Genomic DNA, 20,475 nt, shown 5'->3' on the forward strand with positions numbered 1-20,475 from the left:
GACCGATCGCTCCGCTACTCGCCAGCGGCGACCAAAATTCTATTCCGCTTATCAGTCGATAAATGTGCGTTCCTCCCGGCTAATCTTCCCGATAACGATCTTATCACAACGAGAGAAATAGACTTGTTTTAATCTATGTATGCGTGGTTTTGTCACCCATGCATAGGAGGACTGCACTCGCGTGGATCGGCACGACAGTGGCCGCTAGCTCGATCGCGTCGCCGGTCGGCGGAGCGTCGAACGATGATGACGCGACTCCCGGCGGCCCGTGGCTTCCCGACGAACAGGAGCGGTCTCTCGAAGCCTTCCACGACTACGAGGAGTTGATAGACACTCTCGAGGATATCGAGCAGAACAGTCAGGGATGGCTCTCGCTCGAGACCATCGGAACCTCGAAACAGGGTCGGGACATCCCGATGGCCTCCGTAGGAAACGGCGATACCGACGTGATGTTCTGTAGCCAACAACACGGCCACGAACCGACCGGGACCGAAACGCTGCTGAGATTGCTCCGGCGGCTCTCTGCCGGCGGCGGCAACATCGGCGGCCCGTTCACCAAACCGCTCGAGGAACTCACCGTTCACGCGATCGTTCGGGCGAACCCCGACGGCTCCGAGCCGGACGTTTTCACTCGGTTCAACGTCGACGAGGACGCGCCGTTCCGAGATCCGGACGAAGGCGTCTACACCGCGTATTCCCAGGCGGGGATCGGGTGGGACGTCAACCGCTATCACTGGTTCGACTGGACCGAAAGCGAACTGTACCAGCACCGTTCCGACGAGTACCCGAAAAACCCCGTGCCGGAAGCTCAGGCCATCGTCGACGCGATCGAGGAAATCAACCCGCTCTGGTTCGTCGACATGCACAACCAACTTTCCTACATCACCGATGACGGCGATCTCGTTACAAACTCGGTACTCTGGCCGACACACGAAGACGTTCCCGACGAAACGAGGCGACTGGGCAAACAGCTCTGCTGGGCCGCTTTCGACGAATCGAACCGGTTCGGAAACTCGACCGTCACCAGTTTCCCGGGCGGGGACGACCTCGGCATCGCGCGAAACAGCCACGGCGTCGAAGGCGTGGCTTCGATCCTCCTCGAGACGCGAGGCCACATCGGCCAAAGTTCCCTGGGACGACGCATCAGAAACGAGCTGACGATCGCCGAGCGGCTGATCGAGTCAACCGCCGACGGGTCGATCTTCGAAATCGACCCGTCGCTCGCCGACGAACTTCCCGAACGCGGCGACAGATATCACGACGACCTGCCGCCCGAGGACACGTCGATGGACGACTGGGTCTCGGCTGAGATCAACACGGCCATGATCGACTGGGACATTCTCAACGACGTCGTCGCGTGTTCGGTCGACGAGCGCTTCCTCGAGCGACTCCCCGTCGGCGTCGGCGGTACCCTCCTCGTACAAAACAGTGTGAACGACGAAATTCGTCCATACGCCGTCGCGCGGACCCACGACGACGGTGGTGCACGCACCGTTCGAATGGGGTTAGGTGCCCGGAGCCGGTTCTACGATCCCGACGACAACGTTCCGACGATAGTCGACTCGCCCGTCCAGGGTCACGATATGAGCGACTGGGAACTGCTCGAGGTTCGGCCGGCCCAGTCGGAGTGGGATATTCTCACCGACGAGACCGCCTGCTCCGTCGAAGAATCGTTCCTCGAGGAACTCTCGGCGGCTGTCGATGACGAGATCCACCTTCGGAATCACGAGACCGAAGCGGAACTGGCTTTCACGGTCGCGAGAACGCACCACACGGACGATCCGGACGGGATCGACGACGGAGAACGGCGCATTCGAATGGGCGCGGGCGCTCGAGGTCGGTTCTACGAGTCGGGTGAGTCAGTTCCCTCGTCGTTCGTCGGGCAGGCCCGGTCCCAATAACGACTGCTCGAGTCCGCCGTAACGGATCAGATAGGTTCCGAATTCGAGACTTACAATCGTTCTAGAATGTATCGATTACGATCATTCTATTTCGCTGTATCGGTTGGTTATAGATATTGGATAGCCAATAACCATCAAGTGTTCTCGTTGTACGTCGATGCCATGGTCCAGCGTATCAGACGTCGGGCGGTTATTGCAACGACCGGTGCAGTCGGCATCGGAGCGTTTGCCGGCTGCATCGGCGAGGACATCGAAGACGAGGAAGAAAACGATGGGGACGATGACGGCGAAGGGGATATCGGTGAAGCCGATCCCGACGCAGACGGGGAAATCCTCGGGTGGCATGCCGGAGGAACGAGCGGGACCTACTACCCGCTGTCCGGTGATTTCAAAACGATCGTCGAGGAGCACACGCCACACGGCCTGCAGGTCCAATCGACCGGGGCGAGCGTGGAAAACGTCGGTAGCTTGAGTCGCGAGGACGCCGAATTCGCGTTGATTCAAAACGACATCGCTCACTTCGCGTCCACGGGAACCGGAATCGACGAGTTCGAGGGCGAGGAAGTCGAGAACCTTCGCGGCGTCGCGTCGCTATATCCGGAAACGATCCACCTCGTTACGCAGGCCGATTCAGGTATCGAAAATATCGACGATCTCGAGGGTGCGTCGGTCAACACCGGAGATCTGGGGAGCGGAACACAGGTCAACGCCCTCCAGATTCTCGAGACCGCCGGGATCGACGAAGGTGACTTCGACGAACAGAACGCGGACTTCGAGACGGCCGCCGATCAGATCCGGGACGGCGACGTCGACGCGTCGTTCGTCGTCGGTGGCTGGCCGGTCGGATCCGTAGAAGAGCTCGCGACGACTGAAGAGATCTCGCTGATCGAACTTTCGGACGACCTTCGCGAGGACATCCAAGACGATGCCGAGTGGTTCGCAGACGATACGGTTCCCGGCGGAACGTACGACGGGGTCGACGACGACGTCGAAACGGTTTCGGTTCAGGCGATGATCGCCACCCACGACGGGGTAGACGAAGGGATCGTCGAGGCGGTGACGACCGCAATCTTCGACAATACCGATGATATCGGCCAGAAGTCGGACTTTATCGACGTCGAGTCGGCACAGGAAGCGATGCCGATCGACCTTCACCTCGGAGCTGAGGCGTACTTCGAGTGAGGACGACGTGGTAGGTTCCGATATATCTGCTGACACTATCACGGCACCGAGTTGAGCAGTTCTCGACTGAACAGCATGCAAACCGGTACGCACCTGTACTGGGTATTGAATCGTGGATCGACTTCAACAATCGTTCACCGTCGTTGTCGTTCTCGCAACTATCGTCGCGGCGGTAGCGTTCGGTGTCTCCGCAACACCCTCGAGTAGTCTCGTCGTTACGGACGCCGACACCGGAGAGCAACTCCTCTATGTTCCCGTCGAGGACGATGACGAAATCACGCTCTCGTACACCCACAGCGTCGAGAAGACGCCGGTGAAAGATATCTATGTCGTAGACGATTCGGCGCTTCGTGCGGATCGAATGGTGTTTCACTCACACGGGGCCGGGTTGCCGTCGGGGTCGGCTATCGAACAGACCGAGGAGGGATTCGTCGTCCGCTCGAACGAATCGTACGAGACGCTTTCGGTCGTTCCGGGGTCGATCGCAGGACACGAACTCGTGATCGATGACGATCGATACGATCTGGTCGAAAAATCCGACGGCCCCGTTCACCTCACGGTCACCGACCGCTCTCTTCGTGACCGAACCATCGGTGACCGTTTCGTTTCGACCGATAATTCACACGAACCGCACCTGTCCAATTCGTACTGGGATCCGTCGATCGAGCGCCACGGAGTCGAGTTACGGGGCTCGAACGGACCCTCGGTACCGACTCATTCACTCCATAGCCAACTATCATGAGCATAGACTCCGACGAAACAGAGACGCTTTCGGACGAAGAACAGGAGGAAATCCTTCAGGAGGTCGAACGGCGCCGTACCCTCCAGGGTGTTGCGGTCGTCGTCGTCGCCCTGATTGGTATCGCGTTCTCGGCGTTTCAACTGTGGCTCGCGGCTCGGAGCTACCAGTTCGGCGTCACGCTCCCGCTGATCGGCGAGTACCACGTTTTCTCCCTCCAGCAACTGCAGGTCAACGCAATCCACGTGACCTTCGCGTTGGTCCTCGCGTTCTTGTTGTTCCCGACGACACAGGGTGACGGATTCGTCGCCAGACGCGTCGCCCGACTCGAGCCGGCTATGCAAAACCGGTTCGGAACGGATGCGCTCCCGACGCGGATCGTCGAACGGCTCGGCGACGGCGTTCGGTGGGCCGCCGTCGATCCCGGACTGAATCGGATCACGCCGGTCGACATCTGCCTGGCCGCTCTCTCGGTGTTGCCGACCTACTACATCGTCACGGAGTTCGACGAGATCCGGACGATCGCGTTTCAGCGCTTCTCGGCAGCGCGGCCGCTTCACGAAGTGTATCCGATACTCGAGCCGTTCGTCGTCGCCATCGCGACGCTGGGAATCCCGATCGACGAGGTGTCCTACGCCTTCTTGCTCGGCGTCCTCGGGCTCCTGTTGGTGCTGGAAGCGACCCGCCGAACGCTCGGCGTCCTGTTGATGTCGCTGGTCGGGACCTTCATCGTCTACGCCAGATGGGGCCACTTCGTCCCTCGCGATTCGGTGATCGGCGCGCTATCGATTCGACCCGAAACGTGGAGCGAGATCGTCTACAACCTGTGGTACACCGTCGAAGCGGGCGTTTTCTCGACGCCGGTCACCGTCAGCGTTCGCTTCATCTACATCTTTATCCTGTTCGGAGCCTTCCTCGAGATGAGCGGCGCTGGCAAGTGGTTCATCGATCTGGCGTACTCGCTGACGGGAACCAGGAAGGGAGGCCCGGCGAAGGCGAGCACCGTCTCGAGTGGCTTCATGGGGATGCTCTCCGGTTCGTCGATCGCGAATACAGTGACGACGGGCGCGTTTACGATCCCGCTCATGAAACGGTCGGGGTACACGCCGGAGTTCTCCGGTGCGGTCGAGTCGTCGGCTTCCTCCGGCGGGCAGATGCTCCCGCCCGTGATGGGCGCTGCCGCCTTCCTCATCGTCGAGTTTACGGGAACGCCGTATCCCGACGTGATCGTCGCAGCGACCTTACCCGCGATCGCCTTCTTCTTCGGAATGTGGGTGATGGTCCACTTCGAGGCGATGCGGGCCGGGATCGGCGGCCTCTCGCGGGACCAGCTTCCCGATCCGCGTTCGCATATCCGAATGGGCTGGTTCTATCTGCTCCCGCTCGTCCTCCTGTTGTACTTCCTGGTCATCGCGCGGTTTTCGATCAACCGCGCCGGGTGGTTCACGATCGTGACCGTCGTAGCGCTCATCGCGGTCGTCGCCGCGTACAACGAACGGACGCGGATCCCGCTGTTCGGAACGATCGCGTTTCTCTTCGTCGCCCAGTTCGGCGCACACGCGATTTACGGCGGCGGAATCGCCGATATGGTACTGGCGATTATCGGCGTGGAACCTGCCGGCGAGCCCTACTCGCTGACCGCTGCGGCGTTCGCTGCGGCCGCAGATCTCGGCACGATTGCGATTATCGTCAGCGTCGTCGTCTTGTTGTTCCAGCCCCGGATGGATGCCCCGCTCCTCGAACTTGACGATGCGGTCGAGACGACGATCCAGCGCAGTACCCAAACGCTCGGACGGCCGTCGCTCGCGAACAATTCGCTCTATCGATTCGGTGCGTTCGTCCTGAAATCGATGGAATCGGGTGCTCGAACGGCGACGACGGTCGTCATCGCCGTCGCCGCGGCCGGCATTATTCCGGGCGTTATCAGCGTCTCCGGACTCGGGCCGAACCTCGCCGCACTTATCAGTTCTGTGAGCGGCGACTCGATGCTCGTATTGCTCTTGCTCACCGGCTTCGCGGCGATCCTCTTCGGCATGGGGATGCCGACGACGGTCATGTACATTATCCTCATCGCGATGCTCGAGACGCCGATCGAGCAGGGGACTGGAATTGCAATTCTCGCCGCGCACCTCTACATCCTCTATTTCGGACTGATGGCCGACGTGACGCCGCCGGTCGCCGTCGCCGCCTTTGCGGGTGCGGGTGTCGCCAAGGCCGACGAGTTCAAGACTGCGACGACCGCGTTCTTGCTCTCGCTGAACAAAATACTCGTCCCGTTCGCGTTCGTCTTCTCGCCGGGGATTCTCCTGTTGCGCGACGGGAGCGAGGGCTGGGGCGTCATCGGCTGGTCCGACGTTTTCGATGTCGGCTATTTCGTCCCGGAGGTCGTGATCCCCGTGGTCGGCATGTTCCTCGGCGTGTACGCGCTCGGCGTGACGATCATTGGGTACCAGTACTCCTCGGTCGGCGTGACGGCTCGAGGGATCTATTCGATCGCGTCGATTCTGCTGATGGTCCCGGAACTGCTCTTGCTGGTCGTCGAGGCCCTGCTGGGGCTGGCGGGTATTCCGTCGATGCTGACAATCTTCGCGATCACCTTCCCGCTTCGACTGGTCGGGCTGGGGCTACTCGTCGGGCTCTCCGTTCGCAATCGTTCGGGCACGACCGGTGAAATCGACTCGAGTGTCTCCGGACCAGCAACCGGTGAAGCCGACGACTGATACGGTTTACTGTAAGTCATTTCCGGCGCAACCGCAGGACTGGACGCGGTTACGCCGGTGGACGCTCCGCTCCTCCACCGAGGCTCGTCTCACACGGTTCGACTCACCGCCGGTAAATCGTTACAGTAATCCGTATGAGTGCCAGTTACTGTCAGTTATCGGTAGGGCGGCTCAGTTCGCCGTTACCCTAATTCTTCGTCGAGAATGAGTCGCGTCTTCGTGCTCACGACTTCGTCCTGCTCGCGCGCGTTCGTAATGAGTTCGTTGACGCCTCGAGTATCGGCCGCATCGACGACCAGGACGATATCCTGTTCGCCCGAGACCTGCCAGACAAAGTCGACTTCCTCCCACTCGGCCATCCGATCGGAGACGTTCGCCGTGTCGACGTCGACCGCAACGCTGACCTCGATCATCGCCTTGACGTTCCCGGTCCGCGTCGAAATCGTAAACCGCTCGATGATCTCCTCGTCCATCATTCGCTCGACGCGGTTTCGCACCGTTCCCTCGCTGGTGCCCACCTCGTCCGCGATTTCGGTGTACGGCGTCCGGGCGTCCCACCGGAGGACGTTCAGGATCTGCCGGTCCAACTCGTCCATTGGTTTCCCTTCGACCGGCGAGCACTTACCGATTACGAATTTCGTAACTCAGCTTCGAAGACAACACTTATGATGGTCGCACAAATACGTAGTTCGTAATGACAGCTGCCTACGTAGCATTGGAGGGTGGCCACGTTCTCGAGGGGCGTGGTCGCGCTTCGGGAACAGCTCGTGGGGAATTGGTTTTCACGACAGCATACACGGGATACGAAGAGAGTCTCACCGACCCCTCTTACGAGGAACAGGTCCTGACCTTTTCGTACCCGCTGATCGGTAACTACGGCGTCCGAGAGGAACGCTTCGAGTCCGATCGCGTTCACCCGCGAGCGGTTCTGGCACGAGAGCTCACCGAAGACGTTTCGGCGTGGCTCGAAGAAGAAGGCGTCCCTGCGGTCGACCATCTCGACACGCGAGAGGTCGTCACCGACATCCGAGACGGCGGTGCGATGAAGTGCGGAATCGCCGTCGGCGAGGATGTCACCCCCGAAGACGCGCTCGAGGAGCTCGAGGCCTGCAAGGGCATGAGCGACCACACCGAAATCGGCGAGCAAGTTAGCGTCGCCGAGCCCGTCGTCCGCGGCGAGGATAACGACGGCGAGACGGTCGCGCTCGTCGACTGCGGCGCGAAGGGATCGATCGTCTCCTCGCTAGTCGAACGCAACGCGACGGTTCACGTCCTACCCCACGATTCGTCGGTCGAGGCGGTCGCGGAAATCGATCCCGACATCCTGTTCATCTCGAACGGCCCCGGCGACCCGGCGAACTACGAACAGGCGGTCACGCTCGTCGAGGAGTTCGTCGAAGACACGCCCGTCGCGGGTATCTGCCTCGGTCAGCAGGTCGTCGCTCGCGCGCTCGGCGGCGCAACCGAAAAGATGGACTTCGGCCACCGCGGCGTCAACCAGCCCGTTCTCGACCTCGAGTCCAGTCAAGTCGTGATGACGACCCAGAATCACGGCTACACCGTCGCCGAACCCGGCGACCACCTCGAAGTTTCACAGATCAACGTCAACGACGACACGCCGGAGGGCCTCGACGGCATCGAGTACGACGTACTCACCCGTCAGTACCACCCCGAAGCCAACCCCGGCCCGCAGGACACCTTCGACTTCTTCGACGACGTCCTCGCGATGGGCGAGCCGTCCCCTCGAGCAGTTCCAGCCGACGACTGATCGAGTCTTTTGACGACTGAGCTTCACTAAGCTGTTTTCCACAAGGATTTCGAAAGCGTCGAACTCGCAACCTTCAACAGTCGTTCGTCCTTCATCTCGAGTAATGAACCGGCCGCTCGGATTGGCGAGCTTTACCACCCAGACCCGTCTCCAGCACGCACTTACCGTGGTCGGAGCGCTCGTCGTCTTCTGGCTCGGCTACTTCGGCGGCGTGTGGGCCGTCTACGGCGACCTATCGGTAGTCGCTCTCGAGACGAACATCACGGAACAGCGCGTCGGGGGTATCGCGGGGTCGATCGCCGTCTGGACGTATTTCTCGATCGCGTTCGTCCGCGGTTACGGCGGTCCGGTTCTGAACACGCTCGCCTATCCGCTTGCAATCGTCATCGTCGCCCCGTTTCTCGGTCGATGGGCGCTGTTCGGACCGGATATCAGCGGGCTCATCGACCGCTTTATTGGGCTGTTCGTCTTCGAGCCGCTGATCACGACGGTGATCGTCGCCGTGCCCGGTCTCGGCGCGTGTCTGGTCGTCCTCACGGTCTGGGCGTTCGCCCTCGCGGACGAGCGCAGACAGGAGTGGGAACGCGAGCACCTTTCGGCGGCGTTTTATGACGAATTCGTCGATCAGGCGAACGGCTGAGTTGCGGTCGGGCTCCAGCGGTAGACAGTACGCGTCGGCTCACTCGAACGAGTAGACGACCGTCGCGCTCGCGCTCACACTGACCGGTCCGGAATCGATGTCGGTGCTCGGCGCTGCGGCGTCGTCGGCTTCGGCAACCTCCGTGGTCGCATCGTACTGGACGGGGACGACGTCAACGTTGCTCGTCGAAACCGATTTCGTCCCGGTAATCTCGACCCCGCGGTTGTCGGCGATGTGGTCGGCTTCGTCGTCCGCGTTCTCGAGGGCGTGATCGATCGCGTCGTCGCGCATCTCCGCGCGGCGTTCGTCGCTCAGGCCGAAGTTCACCCGACCGATATCGTCGGCACCGGCCGCGACCGATTCGTCGATGATTTCGCCGACGCGGTCGACGTCGTCGATCTCGAGTCGGAACGTGTGGCTCCCTTCGTAGCCAGTTCCGTTGTGCTCCTCTCGAATGTTGTACCGTCCCGATTCGATGTTGTCGTCCGGGATGTCGAGCTCCTCGAACGCCTCCCGAAGGGTCTCGGAGCGCTCCGCAAGTTCGTCGTTCACCTCGCCGGCGCTCTCGCCGGCCGCTTCGATGCCGATGCTCGCGACGGCCTCGTCCGGTTCGGTCTCGACTTCGCCGCTCGCTCGGACTTCGATCTCGTTCTCGCTCGAGTTCGCCGCTCCGGTCGATTCGCCGTTGTCACCGCTATCGCCGCTGACGATTCCGTCTAGGCACCCTGCTGTGGTTACGGTAACGCCGACGGCCGTCGCCGCGAGGAGTTGTCGTCTATCCATGGTGTTCACTCGAGGGACTGACAAAAAGTACCTTCCCAAGCTAAAACGGGCGTTTGAACGTTCTCCAAATACAGAAGCGGACTTTGTAGTGTGGCACTCGGTAGCGCAGGCTCGCTTCCGTAGGCTCTATAGCCGGTGATCGTCGCGGTGGCTCGGCCGCCGTGACGGACACGCTATTCGGTTCGATTAGTAGGACCGTCGGCGTCCGAATTCGGTCGTTCGGTGTCGGATGATTGGAGCGTTATCTCACCGTTATCGACCATCCAGATCCCGCAGATCACGCCGAACCAGATCAGACCGAATCCCAGCACTCCCGCGCCCAGATGAAGCGTTTCCCCGACCCCTTGGGAAAGGGTCAGGACTCCGAATGATGTCCCTCCTGCAACCACACCAGTGGCGATATTGAATCCGTCTTCTCGAGTTCCTCTCAGCCCCAACAGTGACGGATATCGGAGCCAGAGTGCGACGGTCATAGTGTACGTAACGAATGTTCCGAAGAGGAGGGATATCGAGTCGTGCTCGATGGCAATACCAACGGTGACCCCGCTGGCGATACACAATGCGAGAAGGTAGCGGAGAGGGCGACGCATGTGAAAGAACTCTCCCGAAACCATAAATATGTTACATTTGTGCCATGCCTGTGAGCGGGTCGTTCGACGGGACACTTATGCCGACGGGCGTATCACTCTCACGGAGAGTTGAGTATGTCGACCAATCGCCTTCTCGTGCCCGTCGCGAACCCGGAGACCGCGGATCGATTGCTCACGACCGCTATCGACATCGCTCGAGATCGAGACCTCGAGATTCTCGTCCTCAACGTGGTCGACGTGCCGATGCAGCTCACGCTCGAGCAAGCCCGGGACGAACTCGACGTCGAATCGCACGAGGATATCGTCCAGTACGCGGTCGACATCGCCCGAGAGGCGGACGTTCCGGTGACGGGACGAGTCCGATTCGGCCGCGACGTCGCCGGCGGGGTCATCGACGTCGCCGAATCGCAGGACGTCGACGCGGTCTTGCTCGGCTGGCGCGGTCGCCCTCGCCGCCGCGACGTCGTCCTCGGCAGTTACATCGACGAAGTTCTCGCGAACGCGCCGTGTGACGTGTACGTCAAACGAATCGATCGAGATCGGACATCGGTCGATTCGATTCTAGTCCCCGTCGCCGGCGGGCCGAACACGACCGACGCTGCGACTGTTGCAGGGACCCTCGCTCGAGCGAACGGCGCGAGCGTCGAACTCGTCCACGTCGTTTCGGAACGGGACGAGGAGTCCGTCGATGCGGGCCGTGACCTGTTGACTCGAACCTCGAGCGAACTCGGCGCGGTCGATTCCGTTTCCGAAACGGTGCTCGAGGGACCGGTGGTCGAGACGATCACGGAGCGGGCGGGCGACCACGACCTCATCGTCATCGGAGCGGCCGAAAGCGGCGTCCTTCGGCGGGTGCTCGTCGGCAACGTTCCGGAAGAAATCGGGCGAGAAGCCGACAGCGCGGTTATCATGGTGAAGCGTCGACAGGGCGTCCCGGAAACGCTCTGGAGACGGCTTCGGGACCGATTGGTCTGACGATAGAGGAGACGTACCGTCCGGGGGCTACCGCCGCGAGTGCAGTTTCGGGCGCTACTGGTTTCCGATCTGTTTCGTGTTACGGAGATTCAAGGAGACAGCCTCGCCGTTCACGGCGGGGAGGGTGTCAAGGTTACGGAAAATCAAGGAGAAAGCCCCGTGCTTTAGCGCGGGGATGAATCCGACAAACCCTACACAACCGACATTATCAAGTATCCCGGCATCGAACATAGTAGCAAGCCAATCGCGTAAAGTATCAACCGGAAGACTCGGGGTCGCTTCCCGCCGACACGGACGGTTCCACGCCCACCACCCTGGTTCACAACGAGGTGGGGAGTACGTGGTTGGGATTCGTTCGCCGTCCTCACAGAACCCGTAGCCCCGCTGGGACGGGCAGTAATGCTCGTGTACGGGAGGGGGTGACGACTTAACCAAAACACGCCCCGTTCGCGGTTGCACTTCGCCACGAAGCGGTGTGGCGGAGTACGGTCGATGGCACGACCCGTGTCACGCTCCTCGAAACGAGGGGCGTGAATCCTCGCGTTCGCACAGTCCGTTTGGGACTGGGCGCAGGGAGCGCCACAAGCAGGGCGACTCGCAACGAGTCAGCGTCACCACGCGCTCACCGCCCTGACGTGGAGCGCACAAACCCGGTACTCCCTTCGTGGGAGGAAGTTGCCCTCGGGGGCTTGGGAACGGTCCGATGCCCCACACGGGAATCCTCGCCCTTCAGGGCGGGGAGGATGTCAATGTCCGGGCTCGCACTACCATCTCTCTATCCGGTTCTGCAACACTAGATCAATGGTGCTCGAGTATCTCGAGGGCTTTGTCGGGGTAGTTGGTCACGACGATATCTGCGCCCGCTTCGATGGCGTCGCGAATCGTCTGTTCCGTATCGATGAGCTTCCAGACGCCCGCGGTGAGTCCTTCTTCCCGAGTGTCTCTGACGAACCTCGGGAGGGCGTGTGGCGCGTAGTGTGCGAAGGCGATATCGGCTCCGGCCGCGGCCGCGTCGTCGGTCAGCCACGGCGTCGGAGCCGATCCGACCAGCCCGGTCGGAATCCCGGCTTCCTGTGCAGGCTCGATCGCCTCAGCGGAAAACGAAATAACCGTCAACCGATCGAGGAGGCCGTAGTCGGCGACCGTTTCGAGCACCTGATCGGTGTATCCACCTTCCTTGAGTTCCGCGTACAGTGACGGTTCTCGGTCGGCGTCGGTCATCACCTCGAGCGCCTCTGAGAGCCTGATGAGCGGTTCGCCGTCGATCTCGGAACCGCGGATATCGTCCCAGTCGGTGTTTTGAACCCATCCCGTTCCCGAGGAGTCCCAGTCGAGGACGGGATCGTGAAACAAGAGCAGTTCGCCGTCGGCGGTCTCTCGGATGTCGAGTTCGACTCCGTCGACGCCGACCTCGAGGGCCCGCCGAACGCTTGCTCGCGTGTTCGGCGGCGCGAGTCCCTCCGCACCTCGGTGACCGACGATCAGCGGTCGATCCCGCGGGACCTCGCCCGAGGTGATGAGCGGCGACAACCCCCACGCCGAGACTGCCGTGACACCCGCTCCGAGGCCGGCGAGAAATCGCCGTCGAGAGCGCAGCCGCGAAAAGCGGGGAGTCATACTCGAACGTACGGACCGTTCCTATTTGAATACTCGAGACCGTTTTCAGACCCAGTAAGAAGGGATCGTGCTTAACGGATGGAGTTTCCGTAGGGTATCGTATGGGCGGTTATCCGATCAGCAGCGGCCCCTCTCGTCACACTGCCGTTCAGCACCGACCCCTCGGAGCGGAATCGATTTGGTGTCAGCGATCCAATCAGCGGGCATGAGCCGACTCGAGCATCTCTCGGATCGGGTACGCGACCGTCCCGTCGTTTCCGTGTTCGTCCTGTTCGTTTCCGTTCCGACCGTTCTCGCCGTCCTCTCCTTTCGACAGCCCTTCGGCCTCCCGACGACGGTTCTCGACGAACTCGAGTTCCTGTTCCGACTGTTCGTCTACGTTCCGGTGACGGCGATCAGGGCGGTCGTTTTCGAACCGCTGCGACTCAGCGTGCTGTTTTCGATCCCGATCCTCGAACAGATTGCCGTGTTCGCCGCGTTGCTCGGATTTTATTACCTTCTCAGTCTCGTTCTCGTTCGCGGAGTCCGGATCCTTTCCGAGCGCTTCGATACGGCGTCTCGGTAACTCGCGACGGCTCGCGTATCGCGATGATTACAGTCGCTCGAGGCGACAGCAGCCGTCTGCGACGCTAAAAAGCCGATCTCGACGTGTCGTTCGCCGTTCTTAGTCGTGTCTGAACGACCGTTGACCGGTAAACGCCATCGCGATACCGTGTTCGTCGGCGGCCTCGATCACGTCTTCGTCGTTGACCGAGCCGCCCGGCTGGACGACGGCTTCGATGCCTGCCTCGGCAGCTTCCTCGATCCCGTCCGGGAACGGGAAGAAGGCGTCCGAAGCCATCACGGCACCCTTGGCGTCCGTGCCCTCGGCGTGCTCGTCGGCTTTCATCGCCGCGAGTCGAACGGCGTCGACTCGAGAGACCTGTCCCATCCCGACGCCGACGGTTTCGGTTCCCTTCGTGAACAGGATGCCGTTGGATTTGACGTGTTTCAACGTCTGCCAGCCGAACACCATCGACTCGAGTTCCTCGTCGGTGGGCTCGCGTTCGGTGACGACCTCGAGGTCGTCGACGGCAACCGACTGCAGATCTCGTTCCTGGACGAGTCGGCCGCCGACGAGGGGTTTTTCGGTAAACCGCTCAGTTCGGTCGCCGAGTTCTCCAACGTCTAACACGCGCAGATTGTCCTTCTCGAAGAGGATCTCGAGCGCGTCCTCGCTGTAGCCGGGCGCGACGACGACTTCTTTGAACGAGTCGATCACTTGCTGGGCTGTCTCGGCGTCACACTCGCGGTTGAGTGCAACGACACCGCCGAACGCGCTCATCGGGTCCGTCGAGAGCGCGTTCTCGTAGGCGTCGACGAGCGAGTCGGCGGTCGCACAGCCCGCCGGGTTCGTGTGCTTGATGACCGCTGCGGCGGGCTCGTCGAACTCCTTGATTAGGTTGAGCGCGCCGTCGGCGTCGTTGTAGTTGTTGTACGACAGCGCCTTTGCACCCTCGTTCAACTGCTCGGCGTGGACCACCGAGGCTTCGTCGCAGGTGTAGTCGGTGTACACCGCCGCATCCTGGTGCGGATTTTCCCCGTAGCGAAGCGTCTCGAGCCGGTCGTTCGAGACGAGTCTCCGTCCGGGAAGCCCGTCGTGGTCCTCGGCGTCGGTGCTGGCAACGTCGGCTTCGACGGAGACGGTCTCTGCGTCCTCGTCGACCGTGACCGTGCCGTCGGCGAACCATTTTACCGCACGCGGGTACGCCCGGAACTCGCCCTCGGAGCGGATGCGGTCCGCGAGCGAGTCCTCGTCGTCGCCCTCGTAGACCGGGATCGGCTCCTGAGTTACGATCGGACCCCCGTCGACCTCGTTCTCGAGGACGTTCCCGTCGTCGTCGGTCGCGTCGGTGACGACGTGGACCGTACAGCCGGTCGTCGAGACACCGGCCTCGAGGGCGTCGCCCCAGGCGTCCATGCCGGGGAACGACGGCAGCAACGAGGGGTGAACGTTCAGCGTGGTGGGTGAGACCTCGAGGAACGTGTCGGTGAGAATCCGCATGTAGCCGTCCAGACAGACGAGGTCGAACTCGTAGTCTGAAAGCGCCTCGAGGACGGCTTCCTCGTGTTCGGTTCGGCTCGTGCCCTCCTCGAGCGGGACGACCTCGGTGGGGATTCCGCGGTCGGCCGCCGATTCGAGGATCGGCGCGTCCTCGTTGTTGGTGAGGACGACGGCAAGTTCCGCGCCGCCCGGTGCGCGTTCGGCGATGTTCAGCAGGTTCCGTCCACGGTTGCCGGCCATCCCGGCGATTCGGGTCATACTCGAACCCGTGCTCGCAAACGGGAAAGTGGTTGCGGTCTCGAACGGGGAGATGTTCACGAACGTGAACAGTACCGGACAACTTTCGCCCCTCTACTCGAGATGGTATGCACGCTTGTGGCCTCTCGTTTCGACACGCTTTTGGACCGTGCTGGAGGATTCCCGTGTATGACCGACACACACGCGCTCTACGCCGTCTCTCCGCTCGACGGACGGTACGGCGGTCGCACCGCCCCGTTGTCGCCGTACGCGAGCGAAGCCGCGCTCATGCGCGCCCGCGTCCGAGTCGAAGTGGAATACCTGACCGCGCTCGCCGACTGCAACGCGACGCCACTCGAGATAGACACCGACGAGCGGACCCGGCTCGGCGGCCTCTACAACCACTTCGCCGAGGAGGACGCGAGGTTAATCAAGACCCTCGAGACCGAGGGCTACGAGGAGTTCGAAGCGACGAATCACGACGTCAAAGCCGTGGAGTACTTCATCCGTCACAAGCTGCCAGAGGACAGCGACGCCTCGGCTTGGATCCACTTCGGGCTCACGAGCGAGGACGTGAACAACCTCGCCCACCGCCTGCTCGTTCGGGACGCCGTCGAGGACGTGCTGTTGGGCGAGCTGTACGATCTGCAGGACACGCTCGCAGAGATGGCTCGCGAGCACCGCGACCTGCCGATGCTGGCACGCACGCACGGACAGCCTGCGACGCCGACGACGTTCGGCAAGGAACTGGCCGTCTACGCGGCTCGCCTCGGCCGAACGACGGCTCGCGTTCGGGAAGCCACCGACGGTCTTCGGGGCAAGCTCGGCGGTGCGAGCGGTACCTACGCCGCACACGTCGCGGCGTACCCGGAGGTAGACTGGCAGGCATTCGCCGAGGAGTTCGTCACCGAACTCGGCCTCGAGTTCGAACCGCTCACGACGCAGGTCAACCCCTGCGACGATCTCGCGGCGCTGTTCGACGCCTTCCGCGGCGTCAACGACGTGCTCCTCGACCTCGATCTGGACATGTGGCTCTACGTCTCCGATCGCTACCTCGGGCAGAAGACCGTCGAGGGCGAGACGGGCTCCTCGACGATGCCTCACAAGGTCAACCCGATCGACTTCGAGAACAGCGAAGGAAACCTCTCGAAGGCGAACTCGGATCTGACCTTCCTCGCCGACTACGTCACGACCTCGAGGCTCCAGCGGGACCTCTCCGATTCGACGGTCAAACGGAACATGGGTGCGGCGTTCGGACACTGTCTCATCGGCTACAAGAAGACCGCCGCCGGCTTGGAGAAGGTCGTCCCCAACGAGCACGTTATGCGCGAGGAACTCGAGTCCACCCCCGAGATCATCGGCGAGGCGGTCCAGACGATTCTCCGCCGTGAGGGGCAGGAAGACGCCTACGAGCGCGTCAAGGCGGTCACCCGCGGCAAAGACGTCTCGCTCGAGGACTTCCAGGAGATGTTCGACGAACTCGACGTGGACGAGAACGTGAGAGAGGAGCTGCACGCGCTCACGCCGGCGGGGTACACCGGCGTCGCTGGCGATCTGGTCGACGATCTCGAGTGATCGAGACGCATCCCTCGAGAGCATCGGACGGTGTGGAGCAGTGGACGACTGTTTTCCGAGTTGGTATGTGCTGTGAACACACACCACTGAAAGACATTTAACAAATATCCGACGATTAAAACCTATGACGAAAGAAGTCAAGAAGTGGTGGGACGCAACCGCCGAGGATTTTCAGAAGGAGATCGACATGGACGTCGGAGTCGACTGGACGGGACTCGGATACGGTGACCTCGATCTACTTACGGACGTCGAAGGAGCCGATATTCTCGAACTCGGCTGTGGCGGCGGCCAGTGTACGGTCGCGCTTGCACGGCGTGGCGGAACGTTGACCGGGCTCGATCTCTCCGAGAAACAGCTGGCTTACGCCCGAACGCTCGCTGACGAACACGATGTCGACATCGAGTTCCTGCAGGGAAGCGTCACAGACCTGCGTGCGTTCGCCGACGAGAGCTACGATATCGCGTTCAATTCTTGGGTTTTCCAGTGGGTCGAGGATCTGGCCGCGTGCTTCGAGGAGACCTATCGAGTGCTACGATCGGACGGTCGTTTCGTCTTCTCGATGCCCCATCCAGTGTACGACGTCACAGACGGCGGCTCACACGAGGTCACGGAGAGTTACTTCGACACCGGCCGAGACGTGACCTCCCACGACGGGATGGACGCCGATCAGATCGTCTGTCGCCACACGGTGAGTGGTATTCACAATGCGCTCGTCGACGCAGGGTTCGTTGTTGAACGAATGCGCGAGCCCGGAACGGCAGATCCTGAGGATTACGAATCGGGACCGTGGGGCGAGTTTACGCCGGAGTTAATGAGTGAGCTGCCGGCGGTGCTGATTTTCGAGGCGCGGAAACTGTGATTATACGTTGGCGGAACCACGCTTCGGGGCAGCGAACGAGGACTCGGCGTTCGTGGCTTACTTCGAGCCCACCGAATGAAGCGATGAGCACGGAGAGCGCCGCCTCGACGTGTCGGCTGTCCTCTTTATCAGATAATCGGCGTACTCCCGTTTGACGTGAACCACTCGGAGTACGATCGAGGACGATTTCCTGGGATCAGCACACCAATCGTCTCGAGAAATCCGATCGACGAAGCGCCGAAATGGGACGGATTTCCGACGCACTGAATTCCGTTCCGTACCGACTCCGTCGTTTTCACTCGAGACGAGTTCACTCGAGTTGTACGTACGTTTATTAACAATTGTGTGGAACTGTCTCACAAGCCATGATGTACCATCACGGGGAGCGGGTCGAACACATGGGGACGCTCCCGACGATGTCGGCGGACCGGTACGGTGACAAGACGGCGTTTTCGTTCATGGGCACGGAGCAGTCCTACAACGAACTCGAGGCCGAGTCGAACAAGGTTGCGAACGTGCTGGTCGACCACGGTGTCGAACCCGGCGACAGGGTCGGACTGTTCATTCCGAACACGAACCAGTTCCCGGCGGCGTACTTCGGGACGATCAAAGCCGGTGCGGTCGCGACGCCGCTCAATCTGCGAATGGATCCCGAAACGTTAGCGTACGTGCTCAACGACGCGGGTGCCGACGTGGTAATCGCGTCGGCGTTCCTCGCGGACGAGGCCCAGGAACTGGCGGCCGCGGCGGGTATCGAGACGCTGTTTCTCTCCGGCGTCGAAGACGAGGAACGCGGGATCATCAACTACTCGCACGCGCTGATGGAGGCGGACGACGAGTTCGAGCAGGTCGAACGCGAGTACGGCGATGTCGCCGCCCAGCCCTACACCAGCGGAACGACGGGCCAACCGAAGGGCGTGATGCTCTCGCATCGAAACCTGCTGTCGACGATCGGGAGCTACAGCAAGGGCGGGTTGGCCGTCGGCCCCGAGGACTCGCTGTTGCTCGTCCTCCCGCTCTTTCACATCTACGGGCTCAACGCCCTGCTCGGCTCGTTCGTCTACTCGGGCGCGAAGATCGTCCTCCAACCCAAACCCGAGCCCGAGAACATGTTAACTGCCATCGACGAACATCAGATCACCAAATTCGCCGGCGTTCCGGCGATGTACACCATGATGTTCCGCGAGTACCGGGAGAACCCCGAGCAGTACGATCTCTCCTCGCTTGAGGACGTCACCTGCGCGGCGGCACCGCTCGCGGAGGACGTTCGGCGGACCATCGAGGAGGCCTGGGAGACGCCCGTCCTCGAGGGGTGGGGGATGACCGAGACCGCTCCGGCGGGAACGCTCGAGCCTTCCGTCGGCGTCCACAAGGAAGCCGGCTGTATCGGCCCGCCATTGCCGGGGATCGACCTGAAGATCGTCGATCCGGACACCAGGGAGACGATCGTCGGCCCGGACGACCTCGAGCCGACGCCGAGCGAAGATATCGACTTCGACGACGAGGAGGCGGTCACCGGCGAGCTCGCGATTCGCGGCGACAACGTCTTCGAGGGCTACTACAACCAACCGGAAAAGACCGCGGCGGTGCTCGACGACGAGGGCTGGTTCTACACCGAGGACATTGCCCGCGTCGACGCGGACGGCTACTTCTGGATGGTCGACCGCGCCGACGACATGATCATCGCTGGCGGAGAGAACATCTACCCCGCGGAGGTCGAATCCGCGCTCTACGAACACCCCGACGTGGCCGAAGCCGCGGTCGTCGCCGCGCCACACGAGGTCAAAGGCGAAGCGCCGGTCGGCTACGTCGTTCTCGAGGAGGGTGCGGACGTGACGGAGCGAGAGCTGCGGGAGTTCTCGCTGGATTACGTCGCGACCTACGCTCACCCGCGGCGGATCTTCACCGTCGATGAACTCCCGCGAAGTGCTACCCAAAAAGTCCAGCGGTACAAACTCGAGGAAGATCTCGAAGACCGGTTGGACGAGCCGCTCGAGTCGGAGACGGACGAACTATAGAACGGGTCGAACGCTCCGAACTTCTGGGTCCAATTCGTTTCGTCGTCTCGGGCGTATTTCTCCGGTTAGCGAGCGTATCGTCGTCTAGTGCCGTTAGATTGCTTCCGATCAGCTTCGACGGTTACAGCTCGTCGGTGCTGGATAGCTTGCGCCAATTGATTTCGGTGAGTCGGTCCGGGAGGATTCGATCCGGGCGGACCAAGATCAGTATCGTCGAAACGAACAGCAGGCTAATGACTGTGACGACGGTGGCGTCCGAGATCGCGAGTACTTCGGCCGCCGAGACGAGGGCCAAGCTGACCGCCAACGTCGCCATGGTCGCGTAATGTGCGGCAGCGCTGACCACGAATGCGCTCTCCGATTGATCGTCGCTTGGCGCCGGTTGGGAACCGTCATCCATCAACACCTCGATATACGGGCGCAACAGTTCGAGGTGTTCGCCCGGTTGAACGATACCTCGAGACTGGTCGTACTCGATGACGCCCTTCTTGTCGAGCTTCGGCAGGTGCGATTGATAGAGCGGAATGTAGACGCGCTGGCGTTGGGTCGAACTCAACTGCTGGACGGTGGTATCGTGCTCTCGAGCCGAGACGTACTCCGCGACGTCGCGCATCTTGACGGGGCCGTTTTTCTCGAGGAGATACTGAATCGTCTCCCGTCGTCGGCTCGTCTGGAGGAGGTGAAAGATATCATCCCGTGAGAGCGAAGCCGACGTATCAGCCTGTGAGCCCCTGGAGGGCGTATCGACAGGGCCCGTCGGACGGTCTAACTGGAGGGTCATACTCGCCAATGAAACTCGCTGGGTCCCAAGTAAACTTTATCATGTC

General features: G+C 61.5%; 17 protein-coding genes. 11 read left to right on the top strand and 6 right to left on the bottom strand.

The window, feature by feature from the left end; all coding sequences use genetic code 11:
- Positions 1 to 197: 197 nt before the first annotated feature.
- The 4 genes from ACZ5C7_RS12645 to ACZ5C7_RS12660 all read left to right on the top strand — a co-directional run bounded on the left by ACZ5C7_RS12645 (position 198) and on the right by ACZ5C7_RS12660 (position 6,542).
- A complete protein-coding gene (locus ACZ5C7_RS12645; RefSeq protein WP_464376661.1) occupies positions 198 to 1,901 on the top strand; it encodes a M14 family zinc carboxypeptidase in 1,704 nt (567 codons plus the stop codon).
- 162 nt (positions 1,902 to 2,063) lie between these two features.
- Positions 2,064 to 3,083, top strand: coding sequence for a TAXI family TRAP transporter solute-binding subunit (locus tag ACZ5C7_RS12650; RefSeq protein ID WP_464376662.1), 1,020 nt, complete (start codon positions 2,064 to 2,066; stop codon positions 3,081 to 3,083).
- 112 nt (positions 3,084 to 3,195) lie between these two features.
- Positions 3,196 to 3,825: a DUF1850 domain-containing protein gene (locus ACZ5C7_RS12655; protein WP_464376663.1), complete on the top strand. Its 630-nt coding sequence runs from the start codon at positions 3,196 to 3,198 to the stop codon at positions 3,823 to 3,825.
- A complete protein-coding gene (locus ACZ5C7_RS12660) occupies positions 3,822 to 6,542 on the top strand; it encodes a TRAP transporter permease (RefSeq protein WP_464376664.1) in 2,721 nt (906 codons plus the stop codon). Before ACZ5C7_RS12655 ends, ACZ5C7_RS12660 begins: the two co-directional genes overlap by 4 nt.
- A 182-nt stretch (positions 6,543 to 6,724) precedes the next feature.
- On the opposite strand, the gene ACZ5C7_RS12665 is transcribed toward ACZ5C7_RS12660, so the two are convergent.
- Positions 6,725 to 7,138: an Lrp/AsnC family transcriptional regulator gene (locus tag ACZ5C7_RS12665; RefSeq protein WP_283834388.1), complete on the bottom strand. Its 414-nt coding sequence runs from the start codon at positions 7,136 to 7,138 to the stop codon at positions 6,725 to 6,727.
- Positions 7,139 to 7,236: 98 nt separating this feature from the next.
- Between ACZ5C7_RS12665 and carA the strand changes: the two genes are divergently transcribed.
- Both carA and ACZ5C7_RS12675 read left to right on the top strand, forming a co-directional pair.
- On the top strand, positions 7,237 to 8,310 hold the full coding sequence (gene carA, locus ACZ5C7_RS12670) for a glutamine-hydrolyzing carbamoyl-phosphate synthase small subunit (protein ID WP_464376665.1): 1,074 nt from the start codon (positions 7,237 to 7,239) through the stop codon (positions 8,308 to 8,310).
- A gap of 103 nt (positions 8,311 to 8,413) precedes the next feature.
- The gene (locus ACZ5C7_RS12675) at positions 8,414 to 8,950 is read left to right on the top strand and encodes a hypothetical protein (RefSeq protein ID WP_464376666.1); all 537 of its coding nucleotides are present in this window, start codon (positions 8,414 to 8,416) and stop codon (positions 8,948 to 8,950) included.
- Positions 8,951 to 8,989: 39 nt separating this feature from the next.
- Here ACZ5C7_RS12675 and ACZ5C7_RS12680 read toward each other — a convergent pair whose 3' ends face one another.
- The gene (locus ACZ5C7_RS12680) at positions 8,990 to 9,733 is read right to left on the bottom strand and encodes an SIMPL domain-containing protein (protein WP_464376667.1); all 744 of its coding nucleotides are present in this window, start codon (positions 9,731 to 9,733) and stop codon (positions 8,990 to 8,992) included.
- A gap of 173 nt (positions 9,734 to 9,906) precedes the next feature.
- Entirely contained in the window at positions 9,907 to 10,323 is a 417-nt protein-coding gene (locus ACZ5C7_RS12685) for a hypothetical protein (RefSeq protein ID WP_464376668.1), read from the bottom strand.
- Positions 10,324 to 10,437: 114 nt separating this feature from the next.
- On the opposite strand from ACZ5C7_RS12685, the gene ACZ5C7_RS12690 reads away from it, so the two are divergent.
- Positions 10,438 to 11,298, top strand: coding sequence for a universal stress protein (locus ACZ5C7_RS12690; RefSeq protein WP_464376669.1), 861 nt, complete (start codon positions 10,438 to 10,440; stop codon positions 11,296 to 11,298).
- A gap of 798 nt (positions 11,299 to 12,096) precedes the next feature.
- On the opposite strand, the gene ACZ5C7_RS12695 is transcribed toward ACZ5C7_RS12690, so the two are convergent.
- Entirely contained in the window at positions 12,097 to 12,915 is an 819-nt protein-coding gene (locus tag ACZ5C7_RS12695) for a glycerophosphodiester phosphodiesterase (RefSeq protein WP_464376670.1), read from the bottom strand.
- A gap of 205 nt (positions 12,916 to 13,120) precedes the next feature.
- Between ACZ5C7_RS12695 and ACZ5C7_RS12700 the strand changes: the two genes are divergently transcribed.
- Positions 13,121 to 13,480: a hypothetical protein gene (locus ACZ5C7_RS12700; protein ID WP_464376671.1), complete on the top strand. Its 360-nt coding sequence runs from the start codon at positions 13,121 to 13,123 to the stop codon at positions 13,478 to 13,480.
- A gap of 99 nt (positions 13,481 to 13,579) precedes the next feature.
- Here the strand turns inward: ACZ5C7_RS12700 and purH are convergent, their stop codons facing one another.
- The gene (gene purH, locus ACZ5C7_RS12705) at positions 13,580 to 15,217 is read right to left on the bottom strand and encodes a bifunctional phosphoribosylaminoimidazolecarboxamide formyltransferase/IMP cyclohydrolase (protein ID WP_464376672.1); all 1,638 of its coding nucleotides are present in this window, start codon (positions 15,215 to 15,217) and stop codon (positions 13,580 to 13,582) included.
- Positions 15,218 to 15,385: 168 nt separating this feature from the next.
- On the opposite strand from purH, the gene purB reads away from it, so the two are divergent.
- From purB to ACZ5C7_RS12720, 3 genes are all read left to right on the top strand, one after another.
- Positions 15,386 to 16,771 (top strand): adenylosuccinate lyase, encoded by a 1,386-nt coding sequence (gene purB, locus ACZ5C7_RS12710; protein ID WP_464376673.1) that lies wholly within the window; start codon positions 15,386 to 15,388, stop codon positions 16,769 to 16,771.
- 124 nt (positions 16,772 to 16,895) lie between these two features.
- On the top strand, positions 16,896 to 17,630 hold the full coding sequence (locus tag ACZ5C7_RS12715; protein WP_464376674.1) for a class I SAM-dependent methyltransferase: 735 nt from the start codon (positions 16,896 to 16,898) through the stop codon (positions 17,628 to 17,630).
- 365 nt (positions 17,631 to 17,995) lie between these two features.
- A complete protein-coding gene (locus ACZ5C7_RS12720; RefSeq protein WP_464376675.1) occupies positions 17,996 to 19,648 on the top strand; it encodes a class I adenylate-forming enzyme family protein in 1,653 nt (550 codons plus the stop codon).
- Positions 19,649 to 19,769: 121 nt separating this feature from the next.
- Here the strand turns inward: ACZ5C7_RS12720 and ACZ5C7_RS12725 are convergent, their stop codons facing one another.
- Positions 19,770 to 20,429 (bottom strand): DUF7344 domain-containing protein, encoded by a 660-nt coding sequence (locus ACZ5C7_RS12725; protein WP_464376676.1) that lies wholly within the window; start codon positions 20,427 to 20,429, stop codon positions 19,770 to 19,772.
- Positions 20,430 to 20,475 lie beyond the last annotated feature (46 nt).

Source organism: Halostagnicola alkaliphila (assembly GCF_055379965.1).